The organism is Mahella australiensis 50-1 BON (assembly GCF_000213255.1).
Lineage (GTDB): Bacteria > Bacillota > Clostridia > Mahellales > Mahellaceae > Mahella > Mahella australiensis.
The window spans coordinates 2,749,355-2,770,534 of record NC_015520.1 but is presented as its reverse complement, the minus strand read 5'-3'; the positions used below and the strand labels follow the sequence as shown (position 1 = coordinate 2,770,534).

General features: G+C 44.2%; 22 protein-coding genes. 19 read left to right on the top strand and 3 right to left on the bottom strand.

Annotation, left to right across the window (positions count from 1 at the left end; translation table 11 throughout):
* Nucleotides 1-178: 178 nt before the first annotated feature.
* Nucleotides 179-901: a SurA N-terminal domain-containing protein gene (locus tag MAHAU_RS13060; RefSeq protein ID WP_013782192.1), complete on the bottom strand. Its 723-nt coding sequence runs from the start codon at nucleotides 899-901 to the stop codon at nucleotides 179-181.
* A gap of 195 nt (nucleotides 902-1,096) precedes the next feature.
* Between MAHAU_RS13060 and MAHAU_RS13055 the strand changes: the two genes are divergently transcribed.
* The 10 genes from MAHAU_RS13055 to acpS all read left to right on the top strand — a co-directional run bounded on the left by MAHAU_RS13055 (nucleotide 1,097) and on the right by acpS (nucleotide 9,403).
* The gene (locus MAHAU_RS13055; RefSeq protein WP_013782191.1) at nucleotides 1,097-2,038 is read left to right on the top strand and encodes a slipin family protein; all 942 of its coding nucleotides are present in this window, start codon (nucleotides 1,097-1,099) and stop codon (nucleotides 2,036-2,038) included.
* Between the two features lie 104 nt (nucleotides 2,039-2,142).
* Complete coding sequence (gene rpsF, locus MAHAU_RS13050) at nucleotides 2,143-2,433, top strand: 30S ribosomal protein S6 (RefSeq protein WP_013782190.1); 291 nt, start codon at nucleotides 2,143-2,145, stop codon at nucleotides 2,431-2,433.
* 17 nt (nucleotides 2,434-2,450) lie between these two features.
* Nucleotides 2,451-2,909 carry a single-stranded DNA-binding protein gene (locus MAHAU_RS13045; protein ID WP_013782189.1) on the top strand — a complete coding sequence of 153 codons (459 nt, stop codon included), beginning with the start codon at nucleotides 2,451-2,453 and terminating at the stop codon, nucleotides 2,907-2,909.
* 75 nt (nucleotides 2,910-2,984) lie between these two features.
* The gene (gene rpsR, locus MAHAU_RS13040) at nucleotides 2,985-3,191 is read left to right on the top strand and encodes a 30S ribosomal protein S18 (protein ID WP_041644160.1); all 207 of its coding nucleotides are present in this window, start codon (nucleotides 2,985-2,987) and stop codon (nucleotides 3,189-3,191) included.
* 128 nt (nucleotides 3,192-3,319) lie between these two features.
* Nucleotides 3,320-4,156 carry a prephenate dehydratase gene (gene pheA / locus MAHAU_RS13035; protein WP_013782187.1) on the top strand — a complete coding sequence of 279 codons (837 nt, stop codon included), beginning with the start codon at nucleotides 3,320-3,322 and terminating at the stop codon, nucleotides 4,154-4,156.
* A gap of 81 nt (nucleotides 4,157-4,237) precedes the next feature.
* Nucleotides 4,238-5,215: a YybS family protein gene (locus tag MAHAU_RS13030; protein ID WP_013782186.1), complete on the top strand. Its 978-nt coding sequence runs from the start codon at nucleotides 4,238-4,240 to the stop codon at nucleotides 5,213-5,215.
* Nucleotides 5,212-7,218 carry a DHH family phosphoesterase gene (locus MAHAU_RS13025; RefSeq protein WP_013782185.1) on the top strand — a complete coding sequence of 669 codons (2,007 nt, stop codon included), beginning with the start codon at nucleotides 5,212-5,214 and terminating at the stop codon, nucleotides 7,216-7,218. The genes MAHAU_RS13030 and MAHAU_RS13025 overlap by 4 nt, the downstream gene beginning before the upstream one ends.
* Nucleotides 7,215-7,664 carry a 50S ribosomal protein L9 gene (rplI, locus tag MAHAU_RS13020; RefSeq protein ID WP_013782184.1) on the top strand — a complete coding sequence of 150 codons (450 nt, stop codon included), beginning with the start codon at nucleotides 7,215-7,217 and terminating at the stop codon, nucleotides 7,662-7,664. Before MAHAU_RS13025 ends, rplI begins: the two co-directional genes overlap by 4 nt.
* 6 nt (nucleotides 7,665-7,670) lie before the next feature.
* Nucleotides 7,671-9,011, top strand: a complete 1,341-nt coding sequence (gene dnaB / locus MAHAU_RS13015; RefSeq protein ID WP_013782183.1) for a replicative DNA helicase — start codon at nucleotides 7,671-7,673, stop codon at nucleotides 9,009-9,011.
* A 14-nt stretch (nucleotides 9,012-9,025) separates the two neighbouring features.
* Nucleotides 9,026-9,403: a holo-ACP synthase gene (acpS, locus tag MAHAU_RS13010; RefSeq protein WP_013782182.1), complete on the top strand. Its 378-nt coding sequence runs from the start codon at nucleotides 9,026-9,028 to the stop codon at nucleotides 9,401-9,403.
* Nucleotides 9,404-9,405: 2 nt separating this feature from the next.
* On the opposite strand, the gene MAHAU_RS13005 is transcribed toward acpS, so the two are convergent.
* On the bottom strand, nucleotides 9,406-9,912 hold the full coding sequence (locus MAHAU_RS13005) for an ECF transporter S component (protein ID WP_013782181.1): 507 nt from the start codon (nucleotides 9,910-9,912) through the stop codon (nucleotides 9,406-9,408).
* 178 nt (nucleotides 9,913-10,090) lie between these two features.
* Here MAHAU_RS13005 and MAHAU_RS13000 point away from each other — a divergent pair, with 178 nt between their 5' ends.
* From MAHAU_RS13000 to MAHAU_RS12975, 6 genes are all read left to right on the top strand, one after another.
* The gene (locus MAHAU_RS13000; RefSeq protein WP_013782180.1) at nucleotides 10,091-11,926 is read left to right on the top strand and encodes a sensor histidine kinase; all 1,836 of its coding nucleotides are present in this window, start codon (nucleotides 10,091-10,093) and stop codon (nucleotides 11,924-11,926) included.
* Nucleotides 11,904-13,415, top strand: coding sequence for a response regulator transcription factor (locus tag MAHAU_RS12995; protein WP_013782179.1), 1,512 nt, complete (start codon nucleotides 11,904-11,906; stop codon nucleotides 13,413-13,415). Before MAHAU_RS13000 ends, MAHAU_RS12995 begins: the two co-directional genes overlap by 23 nt.
* A 137-nt stretch (nucleotides 13,416-13,552) precedes the next feature.
* On the top strand, nucleotides 13,553-14,929 hold the full coding sequence (locus MAHAU_RS12990; RefSeq protein WP_013782178.1) for an ABC transporter substrate-binding protein: 1,377 nt from the start codon (nucleotides 13,553-13,555) through the stop codon (nucleotides 14,927-14,929).
* Nucleotides 14,930-15,023: 94 nt separating this feature from the next.
* A complete protein-coding gene (locus tag MAHAU_RS12985) occupies nucleotides 15,024-15,860 on the top strand; it encodes a carbohydrate ABC transporter permease (RefSeq protein ID WP_041644704.1) in 837 nt (278 codons plus the stop codon).
* On the top strand, nucleotides 15,857-16,687 hold the full coding sequence (locus MAHAU_RS12980; protein WP_013782176.1) for a carbohydrate ABC transporter permease: 831 nt from the start codon (nucleotides 15,857-15,859) through the stop codon (nucleotides 16,685-16,687). The genes MAHAU_RS12985 and MAHAU_RS12980 overlap by 4 nt, the downstream gene beginning before the upstream one ends.
* A 40-nt stretch (nucleotides 16,688-16,727) precedes the next feature.
* Nucleotides 16,728-19,418 carry an alpha-L-rhamnosidase gene (locus MAHAU_RS12975; RefSeq protein WP_013782175.1) on the top strand — a complete coding sequence of 897 codons (2,691 nt, stop codon included), beginning with the start codon at nucleotides 16,728-16,730 and terminating at the stop codon, nucleotides 19,416-19,418.
* A gap of 62 nt (nucleotides 19,419-19,480) precedes the next feature.
* Here MAHAU_RS12975 and MAHAU_RS16185 read toward each other — a convergent pair whose 3' ends face one another.
* A complete protein-coding gene (locus tag MAHAU_RS16185) occupies nucleotides 19,481-19,702 on the bottom strand; it encodes a helix-turn-helix domain-containing protein (protein WP_425357410.1) in 222 nt (73 codons plus the stop codon).
* Here MAHAU_RS16185 and MAHAU_RS12970 point away from each other — a divergent pair.
* The 3 genes from MAHAU_RS12970 to MAHAU_RS15195 all read left to right on the top strand — a co-directional run bounded on the left by MAHAU_RS12970 (nucleotide 19,696) and on the right by MAHAU_RS15195 (nucleotide 21,175).
* Nucleotides 19,696-20,034, top strand: coding sequence for a family 1 glycosylhydrolase (locus tag MAHAU_RS12970; RefSeq protein WP_083809919.1), 339 nt, complete (start codon nucleotides 19,696-19,698; stop codon nucleotides 20,032-20,034). The two genes, MAHAU_RS16185 and MAHAU_RS12970, sit on opposite strands and share 7 nt — an antisense overlap.
* A gap of 109 nt (nucleotides 20,035-20,143) precedes the next feature.
* Nucleotides 20,144-20,275: a hypothetical protein gene (locus tag MAHAU_RS16060; protein ID WP_281004386.1), complete on the top strand. Its 132-nt coding sequence runs from the start codon at nucleotides 20,144-20,146 to the stop codon at nucleotides 20,273-20,275.
* Nucleotides 20,276-20,305: 30 nt separating this feature from the next.
* Nucleotides 20,306-21,175 (top strand): alpha/beta hydrolase, encoded by an 870-nt coding sequence (locus MAHAU_RS15195; RefSeq protein WP_049783369.1) that lies wholly within the window; start codon nucleotides 20,306-20,308, stop codon nucleotides 21,173-21,175.
* The last annotated feature ends 5 nt before the right edge of the window (nucleotides 21,176-21,180 follow it).

The following is a 21,180-nucleotide window of genomic DNA, read 5'->3' as shown; positions in this document are numbered from 1 at the left end:
CCAAGAGGCTTTCGTGGCATAAATATTCTTGTTCTAATTCGACCGCTTTAGCGTTAATATAACTACTATTACGTGCTTCCAGTGTTCCAATCATAAGATCTCTAACGCTTATTTGTATATTATCACATACAATAACTTTATCCAAGTCTATCAGGGGGCTAAATAGATAGCAGGGCTTTTACAAGCCTCCGGTTTTAGCCGCGGGGTCTATGACGTTATATTTAACATTATAATTTTTTTTAATTTCTTCTTTTTGTTTGTTAAAGTATTCTTCTGCTTTTTGAGGGCCGCTCTTTACATCAGAGGGAGCTGACTGTAGTATTGACTGCTTTAATTTAGCTATCGACAATTCTTTTTGAACTGCAGGTGCAAGGTACTCCATATACTCTTCTATGGTCATCCCCATTCCCTTGGCAAAGTCTTCCGTCACTTCGCAAGCTTCAATTGCCATATCTTTATTGTCAGGTGTTAGCTTTCCGCTTGATATTTCATCATAGATCTTTTTATTATCCTCGAGATACTTTTTAGCTTCATCTAGAGAAACGCTGCAACCTCTTTTGACAGCCTCCTGGTAAAGTATTTCATTTTCTATCAATGAATCAAGCACTTTTTCCTTGGTTGGTTGTTCGGGCATCATATTTTGCAATTCATCGATCTCTTTGCTTTGAAGTTCATATGCCTGTTCACGCATTAGCATGGCCAAATCAAGGTCGTTTTGCGTTATGCGCGCATCACCTATAGTGGCAATCGTTGCGTCGTTTTTTTGTTCTCTGATAGAAGCGGCTTGCTCTCCGATATACGACCACATGCTCTCGGCAAAACCTGTATTTATTGCAAAGAAAGCAATCAATAGCAAGGCAACTGCAGCTATAGCAATAATGGTCCCTGTTTTTTTCAACATGATTATCACCTTTCTTTTACTGTTATTATATCATATTTGTTATAAAATAGAATAATAATTTCCGTTTATCAATCATCCGAAGACTCGATATTTAAGGCGCTTAGGTATGGAGTGAGGGATAATACTTCAAAAACACTTGCTTTTGCCAAAATATGATATATAATTAAGGTGACATTTTGAGGAGAGGTGAGCTATATGGGATCCGCGATAATGGTTTTATCGATCATAATAGCCGTAGAGGCTATATGGTGGCTTGTGTGGGCGGTTTTAGCGTTGGCCAGGAAGAAATATCCGGTGTTTGCCATAGTGGTTGGAGCACTGGTCGTATGGGGCATATTCGCATGCCTTGCCATAAATGCCGGCTCTAACGCTATAGGTGATCAGGTAACTGGCCCGTTCATAACCTTGGTGATATTATTGATAGTGCCTTTCATAATACTGCCAGGCATGGCCGTTATTATAACAGAATACCAACGCGGCGTGCTTTTCCGCTTAGGCCGGCTTATGGGAATAGTGGAGCCTGGGTTTAACATTATATTTCCGTTCGGGATCGATCGCGTGGTAAAGATAGACCTGCGCACATTCACGATAGACGTCGCCAAGCAAGAGGTCATAACCAAGGACAATGTACCCGTCTTAGTTGATGCGGTGGTGTATTTTAACGTTTTCGACCCCATATTGGCCGTAACCAAGGTGGCCAACTATACGCAAAGCACGACGCTGCTCGGGCAGACAATTTTGCGCTCTGTGCTGGGCCAGCATGAATTGGATGAAATACTTTCAAAAAGGGCTGAGCTTAACGAGATATTGCGTAAACTTTTGGATGAAGCCACTGATCCATGGGGAATAAAGATTACGACAGTTGAGATAAAAAGCATCGAGTTGCCCGATACCATGAAGCGTGCCATGGCTAAGCAGGCCGAGGCTGAACGCGAGCGCCGTGCCAAGATCATCGCTGCCGACGGTGAATATCAGGCAGCCCAAAAGCTGCTGGCCGCAGCGTCGGTTATATCAAAGGACCCTGCGGCATTGCAGCTAAGGTACTTGCAGACCCTTAGCGAAATCGCCGTAGAGAAAAACTCAACCATATTGTTCCCATTGCCTATAGAATTGCTCAAGGCATTCAGCGATAAGTAGCTAAAATTTTTTATTGCCATATATATTCATCGATGGTATAATAATAACCGAATCCTTGCCCAAGGTATGTCTTTGGGCCATTAGTCCATGAGGAGGTGAGAACCATGCGGGAATATGAAACCATGTTCGTTATCAATCCCACATTGGATGCTGAGGCCACACAGGCTGTGATAGAGAGGTTTAAAAACCTCATTTCAGAGCAGGGTGGCGAGGTGCGCAATGTGGATGAATGGGGCAGGCGCAAGTTGGCCTACGAGATAAAGGATTTCAACGAAGGCTATTATGTGTTGATGGAATTCGCAGCTAATCCGGACCTGCCTGCAGAGCTGGAACGCGTCTACAAGATAACGGATGATATAATAAGATATTTGATAATATCAAAAGAAGACAAATAAAAGGCTGGTGTGCGAATATGTTGAATAAGGTAATATTGGTAGGTCGTTTGACCAGGGATCCGGAGACAAGATATCTACCCAGTGGTGTCAGCGTTACTAATTTTACCGTAGCGGTGGATAGGAACTTTACAAGTCAAGATGGACAAAGAGGCGCTGACTTTATACCAATAGTAACGTGGAGAAAGTTGGCCGAGCTATGTGCCAATTATCTTGCCAAAGGACGGTTGGTGGCGATATCGGGGCGCCTGCAGATGCGTTCGTATGATGGACAGGATGGTCAGCGCCGTTATGTGACCGAGGTGGTAGCCGATGAAGTCCAATTTCTGGATAGAGGGAGTTCGGCTCCGGCACAAGGCAATGTTGCAGCGCCTGATGCTACAGGAGCTGTGCGCGAGACGGCCAGTACCAATGAGGTTGACAGCAGCGATATGGAAGGATTTTATGATTTAGGCAGTGAGGACGAGCTGCCATTTTAAGAGAAAGAGAGGTGTTACCTTTAAGTGAGCGAAGAAAGGGAAAGAAATAATAGGCCTAGAAGAGGAAACCGCAGGATGCGCAAAAAGGTGTGCGCTTTTTGTGCCGATAAGGCCTATCAGATAGATTATAAGGATATAAATCGTTTGAAAAAATATGTTACCGAGCGCGGCAAGATAATTCCCAGGCGTATAACAGGCAATTGCGCCAAACATCAGCGTCAGCTTACCATAGCTATAAAGAGGGCGCGCGCCATAGCGCTGTTGCCGTACACCACGGATTGACATTAGGCGGTATCTCATAGCGAGGTGCCGCTTCTTCATTGATAGGCCGATTTACAACCTGGAAATAGTCGAAGATAACTGCTATAATATCAGTATAGAGATGATGATATAGGTAGGAGAGGAATTGATTGAAAAGACTCGGCTTTTTGGGACCGGATGGTACATTCACACAACAGGCGGCTTTGGAATATTGTCGCCATAAATCCAGACAGATGGTGGAGTATGCTAGCATACCCGATGTTATATGGGCGGTAGCTTCCGATAAAGTGGATGAAGGATTGGTACCTATAGAGAATTCAATAGAAGGCGCGGTTAACGCTACCATGGATATGCTGGCCCATGAGGTAGATTTATTTATAGTGGCTGAGCTGGTATTGCCGGTGCATCAGTGCCTTATGGTGCGTCGAGGAATAGATATGGGCGATATCACCGATATATTCTCTCATCCGCAAGCGTTAGCCCAATGCCAGCATTTTATACATAGTAATATGCCTGATGTAAACGTGCATAACGTATACAGTACTGCAGCCGCTGCCAAGCTGGTGGCGGAGAGCGACAAACCATGGGCGGCCATCGCGATGCCATCGGCGGCGCAGCGATGGGGACTTAGTATACTGGTATCGGACATACAGGATATGCCCGGCAATGCTACGCGTTTCGTAGTTTTAAGCAAGGAACTTGCTCAACCGGGTTTGCATAATAAGACATCTATAATTTTCAGCGTGGAGGATACCCCCGGTAGCCTATATCATACGCTCAAAGTATTTGCTGATAAAGGTATAAATCTTACGCGCATAGAGTCTAGGCCAGCTAAGAAAATGTTGGGGCAGTATCTTTTTTTTGTCGATCTGATAGGACATAGCCAGGATGATATAGTACGCGAATGTTTGGAAATAATATCAAATAACAGCAGCTTCTACAAATATTTAGGATCTTACCCAGTATGGGAAGGGACAATCGCTTAGCCGTAAAGCAAGCGTTTTATATTGCTGCGGCTAGGTCGTAAGAGAAGATCAAATAAGATTTGCACGTTGAAAGGAGCGTTTATGTCTGACAATAAAAGCGGCCGCGTTTTGCTGGAGGTCATAGGTTATGGCGCATTAGCGGCGCTGTTATGCCGTGCCTTAGTTATGGCACCGCTGATTAATTTCGTATTGCTGCTTACCCCTACGCCGTTTATTATGATAACCGTGCGCCGTGGCTGGCTTTGGAGCGCAGTATCTATAGGCGTGGCTTTAGCTGTATTATATTTAACGGGTGGTGTCATAGCGGTGCTGGTTTTCGCAGTGCTGGTGATACCGACCGTCGTTATACTGGCTTGGTTTTTCAAGCGCAAATCGGATGCCTTTTATGCTGCATTAGCCTCGTCTGTGGTGGTGGCGGTAGCCGGCATCCTGCTCGTGCAGGCCGTGAAATGGGCTACAGGCCGAGAAATATTCGATTATATTCAGCAAGCCTTAAGAACACTGTTTAGCACAACTGATATGAACGCTGGTATATTCAGTATGCTGCGGCCTCAACAGGGTGAGCCGATATCGCCGGAGGACATGGCTGTGGCAGTTACTGCTATTTTTAAGATAATGTTGCCGTCTATGATCATGATACTTTCCTTGAGTGCAGGCTTTATCAATATGATGGCAGCCGGTCGGTGGTTGAAAAAATACGGAGCCGATATATCGGATATACAGCCGTTTCATGAATGGGCATTGCCTAACGATGCTGCAAAGGGATTGCTGAGCATAGCTGTGGTTGGGTTAGTAGGTATGCTCTTTGGTATATCTGGGTTCGATATGGTTTTTGCTACTATAATGGGTGTGTTGAATTTCATATTCGCTATACAGGGACTGGCAACGCTGGATTATATAATGATAATGAGCAATATGAGTGTCGTTGCCAGGACAGCGCTTATGATACTGAATTTTGTTATATTTCAGCTCATGCTTACCATGCTGGGTGTTGCGGAACAGATATTCCATATAAGGCGTAATATAAAGAATAGATATAATGGCGGGATGGATTCATGAAAAATAGATGGAATAAATGGTTGGAAATCCCAGAACTGAATATATACTTGCTCATAATACTGGCTTTAAGCCTTATACTGATGCTGTATGACAGGCAGGTAGGGGTGATAGCTCTGGCTATGACGCTGTTGCTGGTTCTATATAACTGGCATAGCAGCCGCCGACGCAATATGCGCTGGAGCGAGTATATCGAAGGCCTTTCCAAAGATATGAATTGGGCGGCCAAGAAGGCCGTATTGTCAGTGCCTTTACCCATGCTTACCATGGAAATGGATGGAACGGTAATATGGTACAATAAGCATATGGGCCAGTTGTTCAAAGGGTTGCGCTTGATGGGCGAAAACATTTCATTTTATGTTCCGGAATTGGATGTTAAAAAGCTTACCGTTGATGAGCAAACGCATGTGTGCCGTGTAGTGTGGAAAGACAGGCATTACGATGTGATGTACTATGTCACACAGCGCGGTGATCGCGAGGATAGCGATAAAACGGTATTGATGCTTTATTGGATAGATGTCACTGATTATGCCTTGCTTCAGCAGAATTATGCTGCTAAGCAGCCAGTGGTAGGCCTGGTATATGTAGATAATTATGAGGAGGTCATGGCCTCGGCTGAAGAGGCCAATCGTCCGGCTATTGCTGCTGAGGTGGATAAAGTAATTACTGAGTGGATAGCATCTTTGAACAGCGCCTGGTGCAAATATGAGAGAGACAAATATATGCTGGTATTTGAGCATAGCCAGCTCGAGGAGTTGGAACGTAAGCGCTTTGATATATTGGACAGCATAAGGGAGATAGCTATAAGCAATCGGCTGGCACCTACCTTGAGCATAGGCATAGGTATAGATGGGGAAAGCTATGCTGAGGAAATGGCGATGGCCAGAAATGCTATAGATCTTGCACTGGGACGCGGCGGCGACCAGGCCGTGATCAGAGACCGCGAGAAATTCTATTTTTATGGTGGCAAAAACAGGACTGTGGAGAAAACGTCGAAAGTAAAGTCCAGGGTGATAGCTCATGCTCTGCGAGGACTTATGGAGCCGGCTTCAAAAATACTTATAATGAGCCATGAACTTGCCGACTTTGACTCTATAGGCGCGGCTATAGGTATATGGCGAGGTGCAGCAAATGTCGGCAAAAAAGCCCATATCGTACTGGATCGCGGGAACCCATCTATAGGTACATTGCTAGAAGAGATAAAGCAACATGAGGAATATGCTGATATGCTTATAAGCAGCGAACAAGCCCTTGATATGGTATCCGCTGATGCATTGGTCATAGTGGTGGATATACAGAGGGCATCATATACTGAGTGTCCGGAATTATTGGAAAGCGGTACTAAAATAGTAGTAATAGATCATCACCGCAGACCGCCCGACAGCATAGAAAACCCTACTTTGGCTTATCTGGAGCCTTACGCCTCGTCTACATGTGAGATGGTAACCGAGATACTACAATATATAAGCGATAAGATAAGGGTAGAGCCTTTGGAGGCCAAAGCACTTTTGGCTGGTATCATGGTAGATACCAAAAACTTTGCTTTTAAGACAGGCGTGCGTACGTTTGAGGCAGCATCACTGTTAAGGCGTATGGGAGCTGATCCGACGGCCGTCAGGCAGTTATTCCAGGATGACTTCAATACCTTTACGGCACGAGCCAAAGCCGTTACGCAGGCCAAGATAGAGTTTCCAGGCATAGCCATATCTGTATGTCCCGATGAACTGGACGGTTCCAATATAATAGCAGCGCAAGCAGCAGATACATTGATAAATATAAAGGGTATTCACACCTCGTTTGTATTGATGCCTGTAAACGATGCGGTGTATATAAGCGGGCGTTCAATGGGCGATGTAAACGTACAGCTTATATTGGAGAAATTGGGTGGTGGTGGCCACTTGACCATGGCTGGGGCGCAGCTTACAAGCGTGGATATAAACGAGGCCAAGGAGATGCTCGTCAATGCTATAAAAGAGTATTTGAAGGAGGATAGCGCAAAAAAATGAAAGTATTATTAAAAGAAGATATAAAGTCCATAGGTAAAAAAGGCGAAGTGGTAAATGTAAGCGATGGTTATGCGCGCAACTATCTTTTACCTCGCGGGCTAGCCGTACAGGCCGACGAAGGTGTTATTAAAGCGGTGAGAGCTCAAAAACAGGCTGAAGATACAAAGCTGCAAAGAGAAAGGGAGCGCGCTTTAAAACAGGCCAAGATAATAGAGGAGAAACAACTTGTCATCAAAGTGAAATGCGGTGAAAACGGCAAGCTATTTGGTTCGGTTACCAGCAAGGAGATTGCCGACGAAATGGAGAGACAAATGGGTATTAAGGTGGATAAAAAGAAAGTGGAATTGGACGAGCCCATAAAAAATATAGGGAGATTTAAGGCTAAGGTGAGGCTTTTTCCCGGTGTAGATGCATCTATAACTGTGGTAGTGGAAGGCTTGGAGTGATCGTACATGGAACCTGCTATCGATCGTATACCACCTCATAATATAGAAGCCGAGCAATCGGTGCTAGGGGCTATGCTGCTGGATAAAGAAGCGGTGGCTGCGGCTACTGAGGTACTGCATAAAGATGATTTCTATAGCGAAGCCAATAAAGAGCTGTACGACGCTATGGTATCGCTGTATGAGGCAGGGCAGCCGGTGGACCTGGTAACGGTAACCGAGCAACTGCGCAAGCGCAACACGCTGGAAGCCGTGGGCGGCTTAAGCTATGTTACGGCGCTTTCTGCATCGGTACCCACTACGGCTAATGTAGATTATTATATACGTATAGTGGAAGAAAAGGCCATATTAAGGCGCCTGATACAAACGTGCAGCCTTATAACCAAGGATAGCTACGAGGCGGCCAAACCTGTAGAGGATATAATCGACCAGGCCGAAAAAGGTATATTCGACATATCTCAGAAGCGCCACCACGGTGGATTTGTACCCATAAGCCAGGCGCTTATAGAGGCATTCGATCACATAGAGGAGCTCTATAAAAATAAAGGGCATATAACCGGTATACCGACGGGGTTTGTGGATTTGGATTACAAGACGGCGGGATTCCAGCCTTCTGATCTCATACTTATAGCCGCCCGGCCCAGCATGGGTAAAACAGCCTTTGCGCTGAATATCGCTCAATATGCTTCTGTCAAGGCCAAAGTGCCGACGGCAATATTCAGTCTAGAAATGTCCAAAGAACAGTTGGTTAATCGCTTGTTATGCGCCGAAGCCAATGTGGATAGCCATAAGCTGCGTACCGGTAACCTCGATGAAGAGGATTGGCCGCGTCTGGCTGCTGCGTTGGCACCGTTATCTGAAGCGCCGCTGTATATAGATGATACGCCGGCCATATCAGCGCTGGAGCTACGTTCCAAGGCCCGCCGGCTTAAGATGGAGAAAGGATTAGGCCTTATAATAATTGATTATCTGCAGCTTATGCAGGGCAGGCAAAATGCTGAGAACCGTCAGCAGGAAATATCCGAGATATCGCGATCGCTCAAAGCCCTTGCGCGTGAGCTCAATGTCCCTGTAATAGCGCTATCGCAGCTTTCGCGTGCGCCGGAGGCCCGCACCGACCACCGCCCCATACTGAGCGATTTGAGAGAATCCGGAGCGATGGAGCAGGATGCAGACGTGGTGGCGTTCTTGTACAGGGACGAATATTACAATCCTGATACCGATAAAAAGAATATTGCCGAAGTCATAATAGCCAAACAGCGCAACGGCCCTACGGGCATAGTGGAGCTGGTGTGGCTGGGGCAATTCACCAAGTTTGCCAATTTGGAGCGTCAGCGTACGCCTATGTAATAAAGGAGGCAAATATGATGATAAAAGGTATAGGTATAGATATAGTCAGCGTAAGCCGCATGGAGGATGCCATATCGAGGAGCGGCCAACCGTTTCTCGATAGGATATTTACGCATAAGGAGCAGGAATATTGCAATATGGCTAAAAGCCCATTTGAAAGGTATGCCGCCCGTTTTGCAGCTAAGGAGGCTTTCTTTAAGGCGCTGGGTACTGGCCTGCGTTATGGCGTGAGTTGGACAGATGTCGAAGTTATATTGAATGATATAGGCAAGCCGTCCTTACTGGCCTATAATGCAGCCTTATTGAGAATGCAAGAATGCGGTGCCGAAAGAGTGTGGGTGTCCATGTCGCACGATGGAGACTATGCCATAGCGCAGGTAGTGCTAGAATGATACTAGTTTCTGCTGTTCAATGCGGCTTTTATAGCTCTTTCAACTATCAGAGCTATGACCCCGCCTATCAAAGCGTTGAATAGCTGAGGTAGTTGCATAGCCTGTGCTACCGGTTCGGGCACCGATACTATAAGATTTACTGCTGCGGAAAGTATTAAGAACTTTATTACAGAACCGGTGACTATGCCGGCTACAGATCCCATTAGATTCTTTATAAGCCGGCATCCAAGCCAGAATAAAAGCACCAGTGTACCATTTCCGATCATTATGAAAGGTATCATAGGTGCCAGAGGCGCTGCCAATATACCTCTCATGAAAGCTATTAGCGGGGTTAAAAGCCCTATGATTATACCGCTTATCGGTCCCGCGAAAGCTGCGGATAGTATAAGCATGGCGTTTACAGCCGGGCCTGTTATTGGCTGCGGTAGCCCTATCATTTGCACTGCTAGTGTTATAGCAAGCAATACTGCCGTTAAAGTCAGCCATCTTATGCGCTCATGTGTGCTCATATCGCTGTACATCCTTTCTATTTTATCTCTATTTTAAACGTGTTCTGCAGCCTTTTCAACACCTCTTTAAAACATACGACCGACTATTGAGACGATGTGGACAAAATGATGAAAATAAACTAGAATAATCGTGTACAGACTAACCACTATCTTTTAACCGTTGGCGGAGGAACAAGATATGAGTTTTCAAACAAGATTATTAGTTACTTATTCTTTGCTGATTATAGCTATCGTCGTTATCATTGGTGTGGTTTTCTATCAATACAATGCCGATATATTGGAGGACAAAGCTTACTTCAACATCGATGCGTTGGCTGATAAAATGTCACAGCAACTCGATGGGATAATCAAACCAATGGATTTTTTGGCATCGTACCTTATCTCGGATGAAACTTTTATGTCTTCGATGGCAAGTCTATCTAATCTCGATGATAGAAATCCGGAGAATCTTATCTATGTCAATGAGGGATATCGCAATATAAGGAGCGTCTTAGTAGGATATTCGATAAGTAAAAACTTTTATAAGGTAAATGTTTTTAATAGGAAGGGGTACTTTTTATCTAGCGACTTTATGGACGATAGCCCACTGGGGAATATACAGGAACTGATTGATAGTATCGGCTGGCTCGATAAAGCTGACAGCGCTGGAGGGCGCATGGTATTGCTAACACCTTATATAGACCCTTGGGCTTCGAACGACAAAATGAAGGTCTTTTCACTGGTAAGATGCATAGAGGGTCCAAAAGGCAAAATGGGTTATATAGAGGTTCAAGATTCATACGATAAGTTAGAGAACATATTCAGCGTACCGCGAAGCAGCAATATAAATGTCGTGGCTGTTACGGATTCCGGAGAGATATTCTATAATAATAATGTTGCCACTGTTTCTCTGCTAAAATATTATTCTCAGTTGGCTCTTTCTGATGGTAATATTCGGCGCATCATAAAGAACCCTGTGACCAATGCGGAAGAAGTGATAGCTAGGGCATCTTCGGAGTATACGGGCGTAAAAATCATATTGGCACAGGACAAATCCGCCATTCTAGGTCCTATCGTGCTGGCAGGCAATATGACCGTGATAATAGGAATAATTATAGTCGCTCTTTCATTTGTATATATTTATCTTTTTTCAAAGCAATTGGCAAAGCCGATACGCCATCTGAAATATGAAATGGAAAAGACCGAATTGGAGAACCTATCCAAGACTATAACCGTCGAGAGCTCCAATGATGAGATAAAAGCACTCAATGATTCTTTTGAACATTTACGCGAAAGGCTTAATGAGGCCATAGATAATGAAATTAAATCCAGGCTTTTTCAAATGCAGGCGAATTTTGATTCGCTCCAAGCGCAGATAAATCCTCATTTTATATATAACATTCTCAATGTCCTGTCAAACAAAGGGCTAGAGGACGGCGATGAAGAAATATGTGAGATATGCGACAGCATTGCGGCTATGCTTCGCTACTCTACTTCAACATTGCAGCATTTGGCGACTGTCGGTGATGAACTCGAGCATGTGAAAAATTATCTGGTTCTTATGAAAAAGCGATTCGAGCACCGACTGGAATTTGAAGTTAATATCGACAGCGACATATTAAGCCAGCCCATGCCTAAATTAGTGCTACAGCCCATTGTAGAGAATTCTATAAATCATGGATTTGAAAATGTGCAGAAGGTTATGCATATCTGTATAAGGAGCTATGAATCACGGGGTTGGTGGTATATCGAAATTGCCGACAATGGCGAGGGGTTTAGCCAGGATGTTCTGGCTAAATTAAATGAAAGCTTTAAAATGGTAAAAGAGGCTATTTTAAATGCTCGATACAGCAGCGGCTATGAGATAGGCGGATTGGGTTTGGTCAATACCTATGCCAGAATGGCGTTATTCTATAACGGTGAGTTTGAATTCAAGGTAGAAAATATTGAAACCGGTGGTGCTAAAGTAACGATCGGAGGGACTATGAAAGATAGTGAGGAAGGTGGTTTATATGATGAAGATTATTCTGGTTGAAGATGAACCTTCAGCTATGCGCTATTTAAGGTCTATAATAGAATGTAAATGCGAGGGATTTGAGATAGTAGATACCGTCGAAAACGGTATTGATGGATTGGAAAAGGCCAGAGCGTTAAAACCCGATGTCGTAATAACTGATATCAAGATGCCTGGGATGAATGGTATTGAGCTGACATCGCATTTAAAAGACGAATTGCCTTTTATATATTCGATAATAATCAGTGGGTATCAGGATTTTGAGTACGCCAGAGGTGCCATAAAATCGGGAGTAGTGGACTATTTATTGAAGCCGGTGAACATCGCGCAGTTAAAGACCCTGCTCAATTCAATACACCGGCGGTTAGAAGAAGACTATTACGAAAGGAGATTGCTTTTATTCAAACAAGCTTTTTCTGGTGCTGCCATAGAAGCGTGGCGTTTAAATAAGTATTTGCCATTTAAAACTTATTGTGCGGCTATTCTCCGGGTCAACGGCCTGCCTTCGCGTTTTCCTGCGGAACGTCCTGTAGGCTTATATGATATTATCGCCTTTCCGAATATTTCGACCGGCGATAATATATGGGCGCTTCAGGGAAGGGACGAATTTGAGACGTTGTTCTTCTCTAGTCCTTATGTTATGGACAGCGGTGGTTTTGAAACAGCCATATCCGATATAGCGGCAAAACTGGAAGCAGGCTATTATACTCTGGTTTTTGCTTCGGAGCCTTTTGAACTTCAAGATTGTAAAGATGTGGTTTCAGCGCTTTATAGGACATTGGATTGCAATGTTATTTTAGGCTTTTCTCAGATTATTCGTGATATTGGAGCGCGTCCGAATATCTCAAATAGTAATGCTGTTCTGGATGAAACAATAGTAAAAAGGATAGACTTTCTTTTAGCTAACGGCATGTATGACGAACTTAAGCGTGAAATCGAGAAGCTGCTCGCTTTATGGGGAGAGCAGCACTGTACGCAGCTATGGGTTGAAACGATGCTTCGGCAGATATTCTATCGTATCGATAAATGTTCAGTTAATACTGACTACGATATAGAATTTTTGCTGAACGAAGCTGTATGCTATGCGACTGATTATGATGAATTGAAAGCCAATTTGTGGGATATGTTGGATAGAATAACGGGCCCGGCGAAACCTAATGTTAATAAAATTGACAGCCCTTTATTTTTCTATTCTATAGAAAATTACCTAAAACAAAACCTTTCACAGCCGCTTTCGCTTAAGTCGGTTTGCGCGAGATTTGGCATATCGCAGACCTATTTGAGCAGACTATTCCGAAAATATAAGAATATGTCTTTTAATGAATATATGACCTTTAGTAGAATAGAAGAAGCCAAAAAAATAATTTCAGAGCATCCCGATATGCTTTTAAAAGACGTAGCAGAACTAGTGGGGTATAATGATCCATTTTATTTTAGCCATGTATTCAGGTCAATAACCGGCGTGCCGCCATCAAAATATCTGTCAAACACAGAATTCGATAAAGGATAAGGAAAATATTAGCATATATTTTTGTTGCCTTGTGTTGAATTTTACATTTATCTGTTTTGTTTAATCTATGTACCCCTGCTTTCCGCGATGATATTATGTATATAAATCCAAAAAATATTGCAGAGGAGGATGTTATAATGAACAATAGGTTAAAAAAGATCATGTCTGTTTTGCTTTGCGCGGCTATGGTGATGGTCCTGTTTATGGGCTGCGGCGGAGACCAAAGCGCGTCCGATGAGAGCAATAACGCTGGTTCATCGAATAGCAGTGGTCAATCTTCGAGTGATACCGATGATTCTCAAACCAGCTCAGAGAAAGTGACATTAACGCTGCTTACAGACAATCAGAGTCCTAAAGATGGCTTAAATGCGGTGATAGAGGCTATAGAAGAAAAGTATAATATAGCTACTGAGATTGAATTACGGCCGGGTGGCGACGAAGGTGAGAATATCGTGCGTACAAGATTGGCCAGCGGTGAGATGACAGATTTAAATTTATTTAATTCTGGAGCATTATTCTTTACATTAAATCCCGAAAGCAATTTTGTAGACCTTACGAATGAGCCCTATATGGAAAGCTTAGACGATCAGTTTAAGAAAGTCGTTAGCGTAAATGGTAAAGTATATGCTGCTCCGGCTAATCCTAATATGGCTACGGGGAATTGGCTATATAATAAAAAGATATATGCTGATTTAGGCCTCTCGGTGCCTAAGACATGGGAAGAGCTTATGAATAATTGTGAAAAAATCAAGGCAGCTGGCAAAACTGCTGTAATAGGATCGTATAAAGATAGCTGGACAGCACAGCTTATACTTCTTGGTGATTATTATAATGTACAAGCACAGGTGCCGGATTTTGCTGAACAACTGACAGCCGGTAAGGCGAAGTTTGCTACAACGCCGGCAGCGCTGAGAAGCTTCGAAAAGATAGCTGAGCCATATAAAAGAGGATTTATGAATAAAGATTTCTTATCCACGACCTATGATCAAGCGTTAAAAATGCTTGCAGATGGAGAAGGGGCACATTATCCAATGTTGAGTCAAGGCATAACTGCTATAGCGATAAATTATCCCGATAAAATAAACGATATAGGCTTTTTTGCACAACCCAGCGATAGCCCGGATATAAACGGTGCTACAGTGTGGATGCCAGGAGCGGCATCTATATACAATAAAAGCAAAAATATCGATGCTGCGAAAAAATGGTTGGAATATTTCGTTTCTCAAGAAGGCGTTAATACTTACATGGCCAAACAAAAACCGGATGGCCCCCTCGTTATAAAAGGTGCTGTATTGCCTGATGACATATATCCAGCAGTTAAAGATGAGCAAGCTTATGTTGATACTGGCAAAATAGCACCTGCATTAGAATTCCTGACGCCTGTCAAAGGCCCGAATTCGCCGCAGATTTGCGTAGAAGTGGGCGCCGGATTCAAAACGCCACTTGAAGGTGCACAGGAGTATGATAAGGATTTGGAAAAACAGGCTAAACAGCTTAATCTCCCCGGCTGGTAATAAACAAAATTATGTGGATCAGCTCTGCATGAGCATGCAGAGCTGATTAAATAAGGAGGCATATTAGTTGATCGAAAAAAGAACTTATTCATATATGTTCCTTTTGCCGGCAGGTATTATTTATTTTATATTCTTTCTTTTGCCGGTGCTCATGTCTTTCTTTTTTAGCATGACACACTGGACGTTGATCGATTGGGAATTTATAGGGATAGAGAATTATATAGACTTTTTCTCCGATGTTTCGCTCAGCACAAGTTTTAGGAATACGCTCGTATATGCAGTGGTGACATCAGGCTCAAAGGTGGTGTTTGGCTTTTTACTGGCTTCTTTTCTGAGTTCGCAGCAGGTAAAGACCAGGGATTTTCTTCGTTCCATGGTATTCTTCCCGACGCTTATAAGCACGGTTGCCGTAGGTATTACTTTTAGCACTATGATGCACCCCACACAAGGCCTTATAAATAAAGCGCTTGCATTGATCGGTATAGAGGGGCCGGATTGGCTGGGCAATAGGGAACTTGCCCTTTTCTCAGTGGCACTGGTCGATTTATGGAAGGGCGTGGGTATGGCTACGGTCATCTATATAGCCGGAATAGTTTCTATACCAAAACAATATTACGAAGCCCTTACAATAGATGGCGGCAGCTCATGGGATGCACTCTGGCACATAACGTTGCCTCTGTGTCGGCCGGCCATGAATTCTGTAATAATCCTTTCTTTCATAGGAGGCTTACGCACCTTCGATTTGGTATGGACCATGACAAAAGGCGGACCTGGCTTTGCCACAGATCTTCTTGCCTCGGTAATATACAAACAGTATGCAGCAGGTTTCTATGGTTTGGCTACAGCAGGCAATGTCATATTGTTTTTAGTGGTTTCATTATTGGCCATACCGCTATATAGATTCTTGATGAAAAGCGAGGTGGACATATGAGCAAAAAAAGCATTAGGCTTATTGTGGAAATAGTAGCCGTTATGTTGGCTATTGTAATATTCGGAGTTCCTTTTTATTTCGTCCTTGTAAATTCCTTTAAAACACAGTCTGAATCGGCAGAGCTCAGCATAAGCTGGCCTAAGGAATTGCATATAATAGAAAATTATAAAAAGGTTTTGGAAACGCAGAATGGCATTGTTATAAGGGCTTTTTATAATAGCACCATTATAACTGCTATATCAATTGTCCTGCTTATATTGATATGTTCCATGGCGGGATTCGTTATGCAACGGCGTTCGAGCAGGGCATCATCTTTTATAGACTTTATGGTACTGGCGGGCCTTATGATACCGCCGGCTATAGTGCCTACCATTTGGGTGCTTCAAGGCCTGCGTTTGTTTAAAACGCTCCCTGGTATAATACTTATTGAAGCAGCGTTGAACTTCCCGTTCTGCACAATGCTATACAGGCAATTTATGGCCACTATACCCAGGGAAATCGATGAAAGTGCAATTATAGACGGTGCAAGCGGGCTTAAGTTGTTCTTTAATATAGTATTTCCATTATTGCAACCTGTTACGGCCACTATAACAGTAACGTCTGCAGTCGGAATATTTAATGACTTTGTCAATCCACTGTATTTCTTGCCGGGGGCAAAGAATGCAACTGTCCAACTTACGCTGTATAATTTTATGGGGCAGTTTTTAACGTCCTGGAATCTGCTTTTTGCGGATGTCGTGTTGATCATTATACCGCCGCTTATATTGTTTATATTCTTTAACAAACAGATAGTAGGCGGCATGACGGCTGGCTCGTTAAAAGCATAAAAAGTATAAATTTGTTTAATTAGAGGAGTGAAAGATAATTATGTCAACCAACCTATATGCGCCCATGGACTTAAGATGCGATTATATGGCTGACTTTCTGGGCATAGACAATACCAAGCCTATATTCTCATGGGGACTAAAACATGACCAGCCCAATCAGTCCCAAACGGCATATCGCCTAATAGTGGCCGACAACATCGAAGCCATAAACAACGACGAAGGCAATATCTGGGATAGCGGTCTTGTTCCATCGGATAACTCAACCTGCGTGGTATACGGCGGAGCGCCGCTTAAACCATACACGCAATACTTCTGGAAGGCGTGCTGGCAGGACAAAAACAGGCAGATAAGCCCATACAGCCAGATAGCAACCTTTGAAACCGGCCTTATGGGCGATGCCAATTGGCAGGCTAAGTGGATAGGCGACAAAAGTCGCCAGCAAGTCGTGTTGCCGGGTGGCGACGGCATGAATGCCGGCAAAGGCTTTGTGCTTTACATGGGCAGTCTGTTTAGAAAAGAATTCAAGCCCAAAGGCAAAATAGCACGCGCCAGAGCATATATATCCGGCATAGGCTACTATGAGCTGCGCATAAACGGCCAAAAAGTAGGCGACAGGGTACTTGAACCCGGTCAAACCGACTACAAAAAGACCGTCCTCTACTCGACATATGACATAACCCCATACATTAACGACGGAGCAAACGCTATAGGTGTAATACTGGGCAACGGCCGCTATGTCAAAGACTACGGCTATGACTTCCCGCGCCTCATAGCACAGATGCACATATACTATCAAGACGGGAGCATGGACGTAATAACGACCGATGAGACATGGAAAACCCATGCCTCACCCATACGCGAAAACGGCATATACTATGGCGAAACATACGACGCGCGCATGGAAATAGAAGGATGGGATATGCCCGGCCTAAACGATGCGGACTGGGCTGGCGCAGAAAAAGTAGCAGCCCCCGGAGGCAAACTGATATCCCAGGCCATGCCGCCCATAAAAATCACAAAGACATTCCCAGCGGTAAAACTGACCAACCCTAAACCAGGCGTGTATATATACGACTTTGGCCAAAACTTCACAGGCTGGGTCAGGCTAAAAGCAGAAGGGCCTGCCGGTACCCAGGTAAAGCTCAAGTTCTCCGAACTACTTTACGATGACGGCACGCTCAACACAAACGTTAACCGAAATGCAGAAGCCACCGATACCTATATACTAAAAGGCGAAGGAATAGAAGAATACGAACCGCGCTTTACATACCATGGCTTCAGATTTGTAGAGATGACAGGATACCCCGGCACACCATCGCTGGATACATTAGAAGGGCGTTTCATACACACGGCAGTAGAACCAAAAGGCAGCTTTGAGTGTTCTAACCAGCTTATCAACAACATACACAAAAACATCATCTACGGCCAACTGAGCAACATAATGAGCATACCCACCGACTGCCCGCAGCGCGACGAACGCATGGGGTGGATGGGCGATGCTCAGCTTGTGGCAGAAGAAGCCGGATACAACTTTGACATGGCGGCATTTTGGAAGAAATACCTCAATGACATAAAAGACTGTCAGAAAGAAGACGGCAGCCTATCCGACGTAGTACCCGCATACTGGCCGATCTATCCAGCCGACCCGGCATGGGGCACAGCCTATATATCCATAGCATGGGAGCTGTACAAATTCTATGGCGATACAACGGTGTTCGAAGAACACTACGATAACATGAAGCGCTGGGTAGATTTCCTGACAGCCCATACCGACGAGATCGGCTTAGTAAACTATTACCACTACGGTGAATGGTGTGCTCCTGGCAGCGTGCCGCCAAAGAATATGCCATGGGAGATAACCTCAGCCTTCTACTACTATCACGATGCCCTGGTATTATCCGAAATAGCAAAACTACTTGGCGAAAACGAAGACGCCGATAACTATGCCAGGCTGGCAGCCGAGATAAAAAGCGCCTTCAACAAAAAATTCTTCAATGAAAAAGGCGGGACATTCTTTGCCAACGAGAGCAACAACTACTCATCGACCAGCCAGACATGCAACGTATTAGGGCTTCAATACAATCTAGCCCCTGAAGGCACAGAACAAGACGTAATAAACAAGCTCATAAAGCTCATAGTAGTAGATGCCGATTACCACTTTGACACAGGCATAATAGGCACAAAATATATACTGGACACACTGGACGAATACGGCTACAAAGACGTTGCGTACAAGATGATGACGCAGCAGGATTACCCGAGCTTTGGCTACATGATAAGAGAAGGAGGCACTACCATATGGGAGCGTTGGGAGAAGCTGACCAACAAGGGCATGAACTCGCACAACCACATAATGTTCGGCACAGTGGATGCGTGGTTCTACAAAGCGCTGGCAGGCATACTGCCCGATAGTTCCGGCTTTAAGAAGATAACCATAAAACCAGTTGTACCGGAAGGCCTAAACTATGCCTCGGCTACAGTAAAGAGCATATACGGTGCTATAAGCTCTAGATGGCAACGCTATGATAGCTCATTTAAGCTCGAGGTAGAGATACCGGTCAATACGGCAGCGTGCGTGATGCTGCCCAAGCTGGATATAGAAGGTGGCACAGTGGCCATGAATGGCCGGGCTGTCGATGCCGATGCGCTCGATATACGCCATGATAACAACGAGGAGTATTATGCTTTTGAAATAGGCTCAGGATGTTATGCCTTTGAAATAAAAAGATAATCTGCCTAATTTATCAAAGCCTGCAATCCCACTAGTACAGCGGATTGCAGGCATCTTTAGGCTTATACTTTAAAGTTCATTACCCTATATTCATTTGGTGATGTACCTACGATTTTTTGAAAGACATCCGCAAAATAGCTTCTGGAACAAAAATTTAAAGAATCGCTGATATTCTGTACACTTTGCGTTGAGGATGAGAGCAGCATTTTAGCATATTCGATTTTGGCATTTTTAATGTAATCATTTATGCTGTATCCTATCTCCTTTTTAAATTTTGATGGGATATAAATATTATCCTGAAGCGTTAGCCGGAGTTGTGAGGCTTGTATCGAAGCATTGGCAAAAACCCATTATGGTAACCGAAAATGGCGTATCGACGGATAATGACGCCGACAGGGTAGATTTTATCGAGCATGCTTTAAAGGGATTATATCAGTGCATAGAAGAAGGCATAGAGGTTATAGGCTACATGCATTGGTCGCTTCTGGATAATTTTGAATGGGAAATGGGGTATGAACAAAAGTTTGGCCTTGTTGCGGTGGACAGGACAACGCAAAGCAGGTATCCGAAGAGAAGCCTTAGATGCCTTGGCGATATAAATAAATATGGTTTTTAAATAAAAAATCGTATTTATACCTAATAAATTGTGACGCTTTGTGATTATTTCTGCTATAATACAGATAAGACAAGCGATAGGCTTATGATTTTAAAGGGGGATGTTTAATATGTTATCGGAAACAATAGTGCTGAACAAGGAGCGCAATGTCACGCTCACGACTTATATCCAGCCTGTAGGCGGCGAATTCACTTACATAAACAAAAGGCCGGCGATAATCGTAATTCCCGGTGGAGGCTAGCAATTCTGCTCAGACAGAGAGGCTGAAATAGTGGCTTTCGAATACTTGCGGGCAGGCTACCATGCTTTCGTGTTGCGTTATTCCATAAAGGAGAATGCGGTATGGCCCAATCCATTGAACGATTATGAGCAGGCCATGGAGCTTATTAGGTCCAGAGCGGAGGAGTGGCACATATACGAAGACAAGATCGCGGTTTTAGGATTTTCAGCAGGAGGTCATTTAGCTTCAGCAGCGGCGACCATGTCTAAAAATAGACCCAATGCGGCGCTGTTGGGCTATGCGGTCATAACGGACGATGTCCACGGCTGCTCGCCGACGGCACCGCCGACGTGGGATAAAGTGGATAAGGATACATGCCCGTGCTTCATCTTTGCCACGCGTACCGATGAAGTCGTGCCGATTGCAAACTCCATTAAATTTATGGAAGCGCTTGATAAAGCCGGCATTGCCTTTGAAAGTCATATTTACGGATACGGGCCCCATGGCTTTTCCACGTGCAAATCTGCCGTTCAGGCTCCTGGCAGTTCTTTTTGCAATAGGGTGCCTCATTGGGTGGATGACAGCATAGAATGGCTAAAGGACATTTTCGGTGACTTCTCAACGGACGGCAACATGACTAGGCCAAGGTGCCGCAAGAAAATATATGCGGACGACGATGAGTTTTTATCCGTTGACTGCAGGATGAGCTATTTAATGAAGCAGCCGCGGGCCCAGGAAGTATTAGGGCCGATAATAGGAGACATGGTAAAAAAAGATCCGCTGCTTGGCGATAGTGGGGATATACCATCCATATTTTCCAATGTAACGCTTCGGACCGCATTAAGCTTTGCTAATCTGCCAGCGGAAAAGATCGAGGAGATAGATAGGCAACTCAATCAAATCCCGAATAAAGCGCAATAAAGGAG